This window comes from Frankia sp. Hr75.2, from assembly GCF_949319125.1.
GTDB lineage: Bacteria > Actinomycetota > Actinomycetes > Frankiales > Frankiaceae > Parafrankia > Parafrankia soli.
Genome location: NZ_CASGGV010000044.1, coordinates 109,265 through 121,237 on the forward strand (window position 1 = coordinate 109,265; position 11,973 = coordinate 121,237).

Annotated in this window: 10 protein-coding genes; 4 read left to right on the forward strand and 6 right to left on the reverse strand. The window is 72.7% G+C overall.

What is annotated here, in order from left to right:
- Positions 1-44: 44 nt before the first annotated feature.
- The gene (locus tag AC559T_RS05300) at positions 45-1,448 is read left to right on the forward strand and encodes an acyl-CoA carboxylase subunit beta (protein ID WP_498867953.1); all 1,404 of its coding nucleotides are present in this window, start codon (positions 45-47) and stop codon (positions 1,446-1,448) included.
- Positions 1,449-1,682: 234 nt separating this feature from the next.
- On the opposite strand, the gene AC559T_RS05305 is transcribed toward AC559T_RS05300, so the two are convergent.
- On the reverse strand, positions 1,683-2,192 hold the full coding sequence (locus tag AC559T_RS05305) for a DUF222 domain-containing protein (protein WP_112106396.1): 510 nt from the start codon (positions 2,190-2,192) through the stop codon (positions 1,683-1,685).
- Between the two features lie 348 nt (positions 2,193-2,540).
- Here AC559T_RS05305 and AC559T_RS05310 point away from each other — a divergent pair, with 348 nt between their 5' ends.
- Positions 2,541-4,187 carry an MFS transporter gene (locus AC559T_RS05310; RefSeq protein WP_498867954.1) on the forward strand — a complete coding sequence of 549 codons (1,647 nt, stop codon included), beginning with the start codon at positions 2,541-2,543 and terminating at the stop codon, positions 4,185-4,187.
- 417 nt (positions 4,188-4,604) lie between these two features.
- On the opposite strand, the gene AC559T_RS05315 is transcribed toward AC559T_RS05310, so the two are convergent.
- Positions 4,605-7,013: an AAA family ATPase gene (locus AC559T_RS05315; RefSeq protein ID WP_131626851.1), complete on the reverse strand. Its 2,409-nt coding sequence runs from the start codon at positions 7,011-7,013 to the stop codon at positions 4,605-4,607.
- A 2-nt stretch (positions 7,014-7,015) separates the two neighbouring features.
- Complete coding sequence (locus tag AC559T_RS05320) at positions 7,016-7,681, reverse strand: hypothetical protein (protein WP_071061321.1); 666 nt, start codon at positions 7,679-7,681, stop codon at positions 7,016-7,018.
- 403 nt (positions 7,682-8,084) lie between these two features.
- Here AC559T_RS05320 and AC559T_RS05325 point away from each other — a divergent pair, with 403 nt between their 5' ends.
- Positions 8,085-8,519, forward strand: a complete 435-nt coding sequence (locus AC559T_RS05325; protein ID WP_248832373.1) for a hypothetical protein — start codon at positions 8,085-8,087, stop codon at positions 8,517-8,519.
- 10 nt (positions 8,520-8,529) lie between these two features.
- Here the strand turns inward: AC559T_RS05325 and AC559T_RS05330 are convergent, their stop codons facing one another.
- From AC559T_RS05330 to moaA, 3 genes are read right to left on the reverse strand one after another with little or no spacing between them, the layout of a single operon-like run.
- Positions 8,530-8,889, reverse strand: coding sequence for a DUF6457 domain-containing protein (locus AC559T_RS05330; protein WP_498867955.1), 360 nt, complete (start codon positions 8,887-8,889; stop codon positions 8,530-8,532).
- Positions 8,889-9,542, reverse strand: a complete 654-nt coding sequence (gene mobA / locus AC559T_RS05335) for a molybdenum cofactor guanylyltransferase (protein ID WP_112106384.1) — start codon at positions 9,540-9,542, stop codon at positions 8,889-8,891. The genes AC559T_RS05330 and mobA overlap by 1 nt, the downstream gene beginning before the upstream one ends.
- A complete protein-coding gene (moaA, locus tag AC559T_RS05340) occupies positions 9,539-10,525 on the reverse strand; it encodes a GTP 3',8-cyclase MoaA (protein ID WP_071061326.1) in 987 nt (328 codons plus the stop codon). Before moaA ends, mobA begins: the two co-directional genes overlap by 4 nt.
- 362 nt (positions 10,526-10,887) lie before the next feature.
- Between moaA and ppgK the strand changes: the two genes are divergently transcribed.
- Positions 10,888-11,715 carry a polyphosphate--glucose phosphotransferase gene (ppgK, locus tag AC559T_RS05345; RefSeq protein ID WP_041253742.1) on the forward strand — a complete coding sequence of 276 codons (828 nt, stop codon included), beginning with the start codon at positions 10,888-10,890 and terminating at the stop codon, positions 11,713-11,715.
- Positions 11,716-11,973 lie beyond the last annotated feature (258 nt).

The window sequence follows — 11,973 nt, forward strand, 5'->3', positions numbered from 1 at the left end:
CTGCGCAGGAGCAGGCTGATACCGCTCAACCAAGGAGACCTACGGTGAGTCTGTCCACCATCGACCGCACCGATTCCCGAACTCCCGTCTCGCGGCTGAGCCGCTTCTTCGACCCGGACACGCTCTCGCTGTTCGCCTCCGCCGACGGTTCGGGTGTCGTGGCCGGCCAGGGCCTCGTCGACGGCAACGAGGTCGTCGCCTTCGCCACCGACCCCACGGTCCAGGGCGGTGCGATGGGCCGGGACGGCTGCGCGCGCATCGTGCACGCGATCGAGTCGGCCGTCCGGATGAGCTGCCCCGTGATCGGTATCTGGCACTCCGGGGGCGCCCGCCTGCAGGAGGGTGTGGCCTCGCTCGACGGCGTCGGCCGGGTGTTCGCGGCGACGGTCCGCGCCTCGGGACGGGTGCCACAGATCTCGCTGGTCCTCGGGGCCGCGGCCGGCGGCGCCGCCTACGGCCCGGCGCTCACCGACCTGGTCATCACCGGGCCCGACGCGAAGGTCTTCGTCACCGGCCCGGACGTCGTCCGCTCGGTGACCGGCGAGGAGTGCACGGCCGACAGCCTCGGCGGCCCCGAGGTCCACTCGACCCGCAGCGGAGTCGTCCACCTCGCCTGCGACACCGACGACGCCGCGTTCGACCGGACCCGCGCGATCACCGCGCTGCTGGCCGACCAGGGCTCCGTCGGCCACGTCGCCGAGCGTGAGCTCGGCGATCTGCTGCCGGAGAACCCCCGCCGCGCCTACGACGTGCGACCGCTCGTCGCCGGCCTGCTCGACGACGAGGTCGTCGAGCTGCACCCCAAGTGGGCTCGCAACATCGTCACGGCCCTCGGCCGCCTCGGCGGGCGGACGGTCGGCGTGGTGGCGAACAACCCGCTGCGCCGCGGTGGCTGCCTCGACGCGCTCTCGGCGGAGAAGGCCTCGCGGTTCGTGCGGATGTGCGACTCGTTCGGGGTCCCGCTCGTGGTGCTCGTCGACGTCCCCGGCTACCTGCCCGGCGTGGGCCAGGAGTGGGAGGGTGTGGTCCGGCGCGGCGCGAAACTGCTCTACGCCTTCTCCGAGTGCACCGTGCCCCGGGTCACCGTCGTCACCCGCAAGGCCTACGGCGGCGCGTACATCGCGATGAACGCCCGCTGCCTGGGCGCGACCGCGGTCTACGCGTGGCCGACCGCGCAGCTCGCGGTCATGGGGGCGGAGGCCGCGGTCGGCATCCTGCACCGCCGGCAGCTGGCCGAGGTGCCCGCCCAGCGCCGCCCGGACGTGATGGCCGAACTGGCCGAGGAGCACGTCCGCACCGTCGGCGGGATCGACCGCGCGGTGGAGCTGGGCGTGGTGGACGCGGTCGTCACACCCGCGACGACCCGCGGGGCGGTCGCGGCCGCGCTCGCCGACGCGGTCGCCGCGGCCCGGGTGGACAAGAACGTTCACGGCAACATCCCTCTGTAGTTCCTCCCGCTCCGCCCGGCCCGCCGGCCGGGGCGCCGGCCCTCGACGGCTCCGGCCCTCGACGGTGCTGGACTTCAGCGGCGCTGGACTTCGAGACGTGGCGGCCGGGCGAGTCTCTGGACTCCCCCGGCCGCCACGTCTCATCTCGGGGCTGTCGCCCTCCGGCCCGTGCTCCCGGGCCTCGCCACCGGACGCCGTCGCGGCCCACCGGGCCCGCCCGGCGCAGTGGGCCCGTCACGACCCAGGGGGCTCAGACCCGCCCGGGAGACGTGGGCTCTCCGACTCGGCCAGGCGGATCCACGTCCGGACGACGTTGCCCATCTGACGGGGGTTCATCCACAGGGCCGCGCGGGCGAAGATCGGGTCGGCGCTGCGCGCGAGCTCGCCGCGCGCGGCCTCCAGCGCGGGGGCGATGGCGCGGACGTGGTCGAAGCTGATCGTGCCCGTCCGGAAGGCCTCCGCGGTCACCGGCAGGGATCGCAGCGCGCGCGCCACCGTAAGCGCCGAGGTCGTCGTGGGGTGGACAAGCCTGCACTCCCGGCGCAGCCAGGCGGCCGCCGACCGGGCACCGTCGAGGTTCCACAGCTCGCGCCGGTCGAACTCCGCGAGCAGACGGACCCAGCAGGCGTCGGTGGCGTCGACGAGCCGGCGCACGTCCATCACCAGCAGGGCGAGCTCGGCGTCCGGCACCTCTCCGGGATCCACGGCCGCCAGCCGGGCCACCTGCGCGTCGAGATCCTTCACAGCCGCCTCCTTGTCCGACACCCGCACTCCACTCACTGAACGCCCCGTGTGCGGCGCCACCCCACGCGCCCGCCACCTCCGCAGGCCCTGCCGACGGGGCCTGCCCTACCGGCGGCCCCTGCCCCGCCTGCGGGCAGCGCCTGCCCACCCGGCCACACCGAGACTGTCGAACACATGTTCGAATGCTAGGGCATCATCACCCGGCCACCAAGCCGCGGCCCGGATACATGACCGATCCGCGACCCCGAGCCACCCTGCTCCACCCTCGTTCCCACCCGCCCACGAAATACTTAGCTGCGCGAAATAAATATCGGCCGGGGCGTGTTGTGAACCTCGGAGGTGCACCGCATGAGTCGTTCGGACCAGGTCACGTCGAGGACGAGCGCAGGAGGCGCGGAGGAGGCAGGCACCCGGGCGCTGTCGTCCACAGGCACCTTCGCCGCCCTACAGGTACCGAACTTCCGCCTCTTCCTCGGCGGTCAGGTGGTCTCGCTCTGCGGGACCTGGATGCAGATGATCGCCCTGGGCTGGCTGGTGCTGTCGCTCGGCGCGTCCGGCACCGAACTCGGGCTCGTCACCGCGGCCCAGTTCCTGCCCGTGCTGCTGTTCGGCGCCTACGGCGGGCTGATCGCCGACCGCTCGAACACCCGCAGGCTCCTGATCACCACCCAGATCATTCTCGGTTCCCTCGCCGTCCTGCTCGGCGTCCTGGACCTGACGGGCACGGCCCAGCTGTGGATGGTCGCCGCCGTCGCGGCGGCGATCGGGATGACCAGCGCGGTGGACAACCCGGCGCGGCAGAGCTTCGTCCAGGAGATGGTGGGGTCGGAGTTCCTGCCCAACGCCGTCACGCTGAACTCGGTGACCATGAACGCGGCCCGGGTCGTCGGGCCGGGCATCGCCGGCATCCTCATCAGCCTGGTCGGCACCAGCGGCTGTTTCCTGCTGAACGGCGCCTCGTTCGTCGCCGTGGTCATCGCGCTGCAGCGGATCGACACCGCGGCGCTGGTGCGCCGACGTCCCGTGCCGCGGGCACCGGGGCAGGTGCGCTCCGGGCTCGCCTACGCGATGCGGACGCCGAGCCTGCGGATCCCGCTGCTCATGATGGCCGTGATCGGAGCGTTGTCCTACGAGTTCCAGGTCGTGCTGCCGCTCGTGGCACGTGAGACCTTTGACGGGTCGGCCGCGACGTACAGCCTTCTCACCGGCGCGATGGGTGCGGGGGCCGTGGCCGGTGGCCTGGTCGTCGCCCGGCACCGGCGGGTGGGGATCCCGGCCCTGACGGTCACCTCCGGGGTGTTCGGCGTGGTCACCCTGGTAGCAGCCGCGGCCCCGGTGCTGGCGCTGGAGGTCGCCGCGCTCGTGGTGGTCGGCGCGGCGAGCGTCGCGTTCATCTCCACCGGCAACGCGACCGTGCAACTCTCCGCGGCACCGGAGATGCGTGGCCGGGTGATGGCCCTGTGGTCGGTGGCGTTCCTCGGCTCGACCCCGGTCGGCGGCCCGATCGCGGGCTGGGTGTCCGAGACGTTCGGTGCGCGGGCCGGCCTGGCGATGGCCGGCGTGGCGGCGTTGGCCGGATCCGCCTTCGCGGCGGTGTCCCTGCGCAGCCAGGCGGCGCGCGCGCAGGCTGTCCCGGCGGCCGCGGCCAGCCCCGGACCACCGGCCGCGCCAGGCGTCGACCCGCCACTCGCCACAGGCATCGTCACCGCAGACGGCACCGCGCTCGACGCGGACACAACGCTCACCGGTGGCACCACTCTCATCGCTGGCACAGTGAGCGACGCTGACGCAGCAGGAGACGCTGACACAGCGCTCACCGCCGGCCCCACACACCGCGCTGGCACAGTGGGCGACGCTGGCACGGCGGGAGGCACCGCGATGTCGGATGACCCAACTGCGTCCGCGCCGACCGACACCGTGCTCGGTAACCCGGTCGCGGGTGTTCTGAGCGCGGCGGCCGCACCGCAGCGCGGGCCGGCTCTCCAGGACGTCTGACACCCCGCGCCGGGGCTCGGAGATCACGGCTCGGGGGTCCGAGATCACGGGTCGGGGTCCGAGGTCGGGGGTCGTAGATTGAACGCGAGGAGACCAGCCGTCCACGCGGTCTCGCCCGCGCAGGAGGCGAAGGCGGCCTCATCACCGCGGGACTGCCCCGACCACGGGACTACCCAGACCGCCATCTATCGGGCAAAACACCCCGGATATCGAGGGAACCCGCTCGCCCTTTGGCGCCCTTCTCGCCGTTTCGGGCCGGATTCCGCCGAATCTGGCTACAAAACGGCGAGAAGGAAACCAAAAGGCGAGTAGGCGCGCGGCCAGGGCTCCGACCGGCGCCGGCACCGCCCGACACCACCGAACACCGACACCGATCGGCACCGCCCGGCCAGTGCCCGTGGCGGGGCGGCGGCGACGTCAGTTGGCGGTGGAGGGGCCCTCCGGGAGTGCCCGTGGCACGGGGGGCGCCCCGCGGGCGGCTGCCCGGCCGAGTTCGGGAAGCTCCCGGAGATCGTCGTGGTGCATCCCGCGGTGTGCCTGGACCGCCGAGCGGTGGTAGTCCTCCGCGACGGCCATGAACCCCGGTTCCATGTAGCGGCGGCCGTCGACCGTCGGGCCGACCGTCCCCTCCATGATGGCCTCGACGTCCTCGCCGGTGATCGTCTTGTGGGTCTCCAGCGCATGGGTGAGGGACAGCACCTCGCGCCGGTTCGCGGACAGGACGGCCTCGGTGCGGGCGTAGATCTCCCGCAGCTTGGCCTCGACCTGCTCACCGAAGGGCCGGTCCGAGTCGATGGACGCCTGGCCCATCTGGTGCTCGATCATGCTCAGCCGGGACGCGAGCGTCTCGCCCATCGCGGCCGAGGAGATGTTGCTCGACACCAGCAGGGTGGCGCTGCGCAGGTCACCACCGACACCCACGGTGTTGTCGCCGTCGAAGAACATCCGCTCGCCGGCGAGCGAGGCGAGGGAGACCATCACCTGGACCTCGATCTCCGACTTCCACATGAACATGCGGTCCTCGACCGCGACGTGCGCGACGAACCCGCCGACTCCGCCACGCCGCTCGATGGTCGCCAGGTCGATGACCCGTCCGCGCTGGGTGCGGTAGGCGACGACGGCGTGGCAGGCCTCGTGCAGCGCGATGCTGTGCCGCTCGCGGGCGATGTGCTCGTGGTCGTCGGCGAGGCCGTACTCCTTGACCACCCGGGCCCGCAGCATGTCCTGCCAGGTGATGATCTCGCGGCCGTCCTTGACGGCCTGCACCAGCGCCTCGTTCACCGTGTCCTTGATCGTGGCGCCGGTGGCCTCCGGGCTCATGATGGCGAGGCGCTCGACCTGGTCCGGGGTCAGCTCGTGGCGCACCTTGGCCAGGTAGCCCTCGAAGGTCCGGATCCGGCCCTCCTTGCTGGGGTAGCCGACCTTGTAGATGCGGTCGATGCGCCCGGGCCGCAGCAGCGCCTCGTCCAGCGACTGGGGCATGTTCGTCGCCATCATCACCAGGATGCGGTACTTCGGCGGCGGCTTCGGACGCATGCCGAGGGTCCGCCGGACGATCCGGTTGAGGAATCCGCGGGGCTTCTTCAGGCCGGACATCTCGGTGAGCAGGGCCTGCAGGGTCCCGTCGGCACCGGACCCGCCCATCCCCCCGCCCATGACGAAGTTCTCGCGCTGGGCGTGGTCGCGGGCGATCTGGGCCCGGGCGAACGAGTCCAGGTAGGAGAAGCCGTTGCAGGCGTCCACGGACTCCGCGCCCACCGGCACGCCGAACGGGTTGTGCCCGGTGGAGAAGGCCGCCGCTCCCGCGCCGAGCTTGCCGCCGCCGCTGAAGCCACCGGCGAGCTGACCACGGTTGCCGAGCGTGTCGGCCTCGTCGAAGAAGACGATCACGCCGCCGTAGCGCAGTGACAGCTTGCGCAGCTTGCGGAACAGCGACTTCACCTTCATGATGCCGACGCCCATGAACATCGCCGAGAAGGCGCCCGGGTCGACGAAGACGTAGGGCTTGCCCGTCTCGCCGGCCACCGCCTCGGCGATCAGCGTCTTGCCCGTGCCGGGCGGGCCCCACAGCAGAATGCCGCCGGGGACGTAACCGCCCCTGTCCTCGATCTCCTCGGGGCGCTCCAGGTAGAAGACGTTCTCCTGGACCCGGCTGACGACGTGGTCCTGGCCCCAGACGTCGGCGAAGCGGGTCTTGATGTCCTCGGGGAAGTAGACCTCGACGCCGCCCTTGGAGAGGAACCAGAAGATGGCGACGAACTGCCCGACGACGACCACCAGCAGCAGCACCATCTGCAGGACGAGCGGGATGGCCTTCCACGCCGCGCCGGGCAGGCCGACCGTCGCCTCGAAGATGGACTGGTCGACGATGCGCGCGTAGACGAACAGGAACAGCGCGAACGCGGCCACGACCTTCAGTGCCCGGCTGGCCCGGTACCGGTTCCAGTCGTTGAAGCGCAGCAGCCGGCGCTCGGCGCGGCCGAACACCTTGTCCGTCCAGAACACGTAGTACCGCGACGACCGCTCGCCGAGGAAGATGTGGATCTGGTGGACCACCTCGAGCCCGAACAGGGCCAGGATCCACCAGCTCGACCGCGACTGGATGCGGAACGCGTCGCCCCAGGTCATCAGCGGGTTGCCGGAGACGTCCGCCGCGACCACGAAGGCGAAGAGCGCGCCGAGCAGGAGCAGGAACTTGGTTCTGTCCCACAGCGCCGCGGGACGTCGGCGCGGCGCGGTCGAGGAGTCGGAAGCGGCGTCGCCCGCGGTGGTCTCCCCCGCGGGCGCGGAGGAACCCGAACTGGTCGCCCGGTCGGTTGCGCTCATGCCTACTGCCCTCGGTCCGTCGGCTTGATGGTGAACGAGCCCGTGACCTCGCCGATCTGCCCCCCGTGCTGGGTGTAGCAGAGCGCTGAACAGGCCAGGACGAGCTGGTAGAGCACGGTCTGGTTCTGGTCCAGCAGGCTGGTCTGGTCGATGGTGACCAGCCCGGCCGCGGTGGCGACCTGGTAGATCAGGTGCACGCCGTGGACGCCGCTGTCCTGCGCCACCTTCTCGTCGGCCAGGAGCAGGAAGCTGGGCGCGAGGCGCGCGCCGTACGGGTCCTGGCGGACGGCCTCCTCCTGCGCCGCGACCGCGTCGTCGACGGTGACCACGAAGTTGCGCAGGTCGTTCGTGGAGACCGCATTGGCCTCCTCCGGAAGAAGATGCCGAACCTGGACGAAGCCCTTCGGCAGCGGCGCGTCGGGAACGAACAGACTGGTCTCGTCGAACTTCTCGGCGGCATCCAGCCCGACGACCCACTCGCGTGACATCAGGCCGCGCAACATCTCGGGGCTCACATTGCGGGCGTCGATGCCGAACAGGGCCGGCCCGGGCATCTCCTGATACGTCCAGGCCGCCGGCACCTTCAGGAACGCGCCGTCATCTTTGTTCGTCACATAGTCGTAACTAGACGCCCCGCACCCGGAGATCAGGACGAGCAGCGCCACCACCGCGGCGACGGCCAGTACCGGGGCTGACCTCGGCCTCGACCCTGGCCGGGGTCGTGGCAGCGGTCGCGGCCAGCGGCCACGACTTGTAACCTCCACGGCGATCCTCCAGCCTCGCGAGGTCGATCCCATGGTGCGACACCGGGCCATGGATACACCGTTGACCGGCGGGTCGGGCCATGGATCTCTCATTTCCCACGGTAAGTGTGACTCATTCCGGCGCACCGCCGAAGAGCCTTCACCGGAAAGAGGCATTGCGGGTACCCTCCGCTGTCGCGGCCGGCTCCCCCGGTTCGCTTCCGACGTCGGGTTCCACCCTGCGTCGCGTCTCTGTCTGCCGCCAGTCGGGCGGTTGACAACACCCCACCGTCTGGACAGTTCCGGCGACGGGGGCACACTGTGGTGCATGGCGCATTACCGGCGCGGACGCAAGGTTCCAGCGCTACCCCCGGTGCGCAGGCACATCGTCGGCGGCCTGACCGTGGTGGCCGTGTTCGTGATGGTTGGCCTGACGGTGTGGCGCCCACTCGCGGCGCTGCCGGCCCTCGTCGTCATCGCCGCTCTCGGCGTGCTGGACTACGTGATCGTCACGACGTCACCGGCCGCGCGGAACCTGCCCTCCGGCCCGCTGAGCGGCCGCGAGCTCGACTGGGAGTCCGGGCTGATCGAGGCCGCGCCCGGGCTCGTCGACGCCCCCACCCAGATGCTGCCGCGTCTCACCTTCGGCTACCCCCGCGACGACGCCGAGGACGTCCCCGAACCAGACGCCGAGGACGTCCACACGATGGCCATCGACATGCGCGGCTACCTGGACGAGACCGGCCCCGTCCGCATGCACTAGCCGTCGTGCACTAGCCGTCGTGCTTGGAGTCGTGCTCGGGTAGGAGGGCCAGCACCGTGTCCGCGGCGGCTCGGACGTCGGCGGCGCTGCCGCCACGGCGGCCGGCGGCCAGCCCGACCAGGAACCCCGTCAGCGGGGCGGCGGGGCGCGCGACGCCGTGGGCGACATCCCGGGCGAGGTCGAGGATGAGCGTGGCGTCCACGGAACCGGGTTCCAGGCCGAGCGCGGTGCTCGCCCGGCTCACCCACTCGTCCAGAACATCGCCGAGACGCTGAGCCTCGCCACCGGCCGCCCCGGGTGCGGCCGCCGCACCAGTGCCTGCGGGGCGCTCGGCCGCCGAGGGCCCGCCCGCCTCGTTGTCGTCTGTCATCAGGGCATCGTGCCCGAGCCGTGCGTTCCGGGGACCGCCCGGGCCCGGGCCGCCGCCAGCGACGCCGGGTCGTCGCAGTCAAGGCAGGCGTCGGCGGTGGCGGGGACGGTCCGCACATCCCGCCCGGCCAGCAGCGAGCGCACCGAGCGGCCCGCCGGGTCCGCCGGCAGGGCGGCGCGCAGCGCGGCGGTGCCCCAGGCCGCCGCAAGGTACTGCGGCCGGCCCGCCGGATCGGCCAGCACCGCCACGTCGGCGTCACGGTGACCCGGTGGCTCGCCGCGCAGCGATCCGAGAAGGTCGGCGAGCTCCGCGGCGCCGATGAAGGGCAGGTCGACCGCGAGTACCGCTACCAGCGGGGCCTCGACGAGCCGCAGCCCGGCGGCGATGGCGGCGACCGGCCCGCCGCCCGGCGGGTCCTCGCGGGTCCAGCGGACCGACCGGGAACCGGGCCGGGCCGGGCGCGGCGGCCCGACGATGACGATCCGCTCGGCCGCGCCGGCGGCGGCGAGCACCCTGTCCAGCAGCCGCAGGCCACCGACAACGGCGCTGGCCTTGTCCTGGCCGCCGAGCCGCCGGGAGTGGCCGCCGGCGAGGACCAGTGCGTCCCACGGTTCGCCCAGCTCCCCCGACGGCGACGGCGAGAGTGACGTCACCCGCCGATCGCCGACATCGGCCGGGCCGGCTGGTGGAAGCCCGGCGTGTCGATGCCGTGGCCGGCGTGTTTCCCCCACACCGCGCGGACCCAGCGGTCGGCGAGGTCGTCGTCGGTGGCGCCGGACCGCATCGGGCCGCGCAGATCGGATTCGTCCCGGGCGAACAGGCAGTTGCGGACCTGCCCGTCCGCGGTGAGCCGGACCCGGTCGCAGGCCGCGCAGAACGGCGCGGACACCGAGCCGATCACCCCGACGGTGCCCGGCCCCCCGTCGACGGCGAACAGCTCTGCGGGTGCGCTCCCCCGCCCCGGCAACGCGGTCAGGACGAACTCCGCCTCCAGCCGGGTCAGGATCTCGCCGGCCGTGATCATCTCGGTGCGGCGCCAGCCGTGCTGGGCGTCCAGCGGCATCTGTTCGATGAAGCGCAGCTCGTAGCCGCGCGCGAGGCACCAGCGCAGCAGCGGCGCGGCCTCGTCGTCGTTCAGGCCACGGAGGAGCACCGCGTTCACCTTCACCGGGATCAGCCCGGCGTCTGCCGCGGCGGCGAGGCCGGCCAGGACGTCGTCGAGCCGGTTCCGGCGGGTGATCCGGGCGAAGCGCTCCGGGCGAAGCGTGTCCAGGGAGACGTTGACGCGGTCCAGGCCGGCGGCGGCGAGCGGGCCGGCCAGGCCGGCCAGGCGCAGGCCGTTGGTGGTGAGCGAGAGCTCGGGCCGGGGCGAGAGCGCCGCCATCCGCTCGACCAGGCGCACCAGCCCCGGACGCAGCGTGGGCTCGCCGCCGGTCAGCCGGATCTCGGTGACGCCCAGCCGGGCCACCGCGATCGTGACCAGCCGCAGGATCTCGTCGTCGGTGAGGAGCAGCGGGTTCGGCAGCCAGTCGAGCCCCTCGGCGGGCATGCAGTAGCTGCAGCGGAGGTTGCACCGGTCGGTCAGCGACACCCGAAGGTCGGTGGCGACCCGCCCGTGGGAATCGGTCAACCGCATCTCATCAGAGTAGGTGCCCTCAGAACAGGACACACGCGTTGTCCGGCCCACCCCGGGCGATCTCCGGTCCCGCCTGGAGCGGCATGGACGTCCGCCGGAGACCGGGCTCACCACCGAAAGCGCCCGCCGCCGCCACGGCTTCGGGCGGGCCTGCGAAACTACGACAGGCACAACCAGGCCAGGCACGGCTCGGCACGACGCGGCACCCGGGGTCCGGGGCACGACCGCTCGGCGCCCGCCGCGCCGGGCCTCACCGATTCCCTCGCCTCCGCCGGAGGTACCGGAGGTCGCGGGCTCCCGCCGGGAGGCCGCGCCGCCGCCAGGAGAGCGACGTACAGCGACACATGCGGGAGGACGGCGCAATGCGGGTCTTCGGGGTCGACATCGGTGGGACGGGCATCAAGGGCGCCCCGGTCGACATCGAGGACGGCACGCTGGCCGCGCCGCGGTTCCGGCTCCCGACGCCGCAGCCCGCGGACCCGGAGTCGGTCGCGCGGACCGTCGCGGAGGTCGTCGCGCACTTCGAGTGGACGGGCCCGGTCGGCGCCACGTTCCCGGCGGTGATCAAGTCCGGGGTCGCCCGCACCGCCGCGAACGTCGACGAGGCCTGGATCGACACCGACGTCTCCGCGGTGCTCGGCGGGGCACTCGGGCCGGCGCTGGCCGGCTCGGAGGTCGCCGTCGTCAACGACGCCGACGCCGCCGGGGTGGCCGAGATGGCGTTCGGCGCCGGCCGTGACACCTCCGGCCTCGTCGTCATGACGACGTTCGGCACCGGGATCGGGACGGCGCTGTTCCTGCACGGCCAGCTCGTACCGAACACCGAGCTGGGACACCTGGAGATCCAGGGCCACGACGCGGAGACGCGGGCGTCCGAGGCCGTCCGGGAGCGTGAGGATCTCTCCTGGGAGAAGTGGGCCAAGCGGGTCAACCGCTACCTGAGCACCCTCGAGGCCCTGTTGTGGCCGGATCTGATCATCATCGGCGGCGGCGCCAGCCGGAAGGCGGAGAAGTTCTTCGACCACCTCGAACTGCGCACGAAGGTGGTGCCCGCCCAGCTCCAGAACGAGGCGGGCGTCGTCGGGGCGGCGCTGTACGCCGGTGGTGACCAGACCCGCGCCCGGCCCGCCCCGCGCCCGGCCCGACGGCGCGGGCCGGCGACCCGGCCGCCCGGCGGCCGTCGCCCCTGAGCGCCGGCCCCGGCGCCCGGCGGGTGGGCACGATCATGCCGCCCGGCCGGGTGGGCGCCGGGGCGGTGATGCGTCACACCCGGGCACGGGACGGGCCCCCGACGTGTTCAGAACCCTCAGCGAGGGTCAGACTGTGCGTGTCGCCCGCCGCAATGCGACCGTCCGGCGCCATCGATGGCAGGCTGTCATCTACCGGGACGCATGGCAGCGAGGCGGTTTCGCGCGCACTCGTGCGCCGGTGCGCCCTCGGGGTGTCCG

Excerpts from the sequence above, each read along its gene's own strand:
- AC559T_RS05310 (WP_498867954.1), top strand. The coding sequence starts at position 2,541 with ATGAGTCGTTCGGACCAGGTCACGTCGAGGACGAGCGCAGGAGGCGCG.
- AC559T_RS05315 (WP_131626851.1), bottom strand. The coding sequence starts at position 7,013 with ATGAGCGCAACCGACCGGGCGACCAGTTCGGGTTCCTCCGCGCCCGCG.
- AC559T_RS05325 (WP_248832373.1), top strand. The coding sequence starts at position 8,085 with ATGGCGCATTACCGGCGCGGACGCAAGGTTCCAGCGCTACCCCCGGTG.
- AC559T_RS05330 (WP_498867955.1), bottom strand. The coding sequence starts at position 8,889 with ATGACAGACGACAACGAGGCGGGCGGGCCCTCGGCGGCCGAGCGCCCC.
- moaA (WP_071061326.1), bottom strand. The coding sequence starts at position 10,525 with ATGCGGTTGACCGATTCCCACGGGCGGGTCGCCACCGACCTTCGGGTG.
- ppgK (WP_041253742.1), top strand. The coding sequence starts at position 10,888 with ATGCGGGTCTTCGGGGTCGACATCGGTGGGACGGGCATCAAGGGCGCC.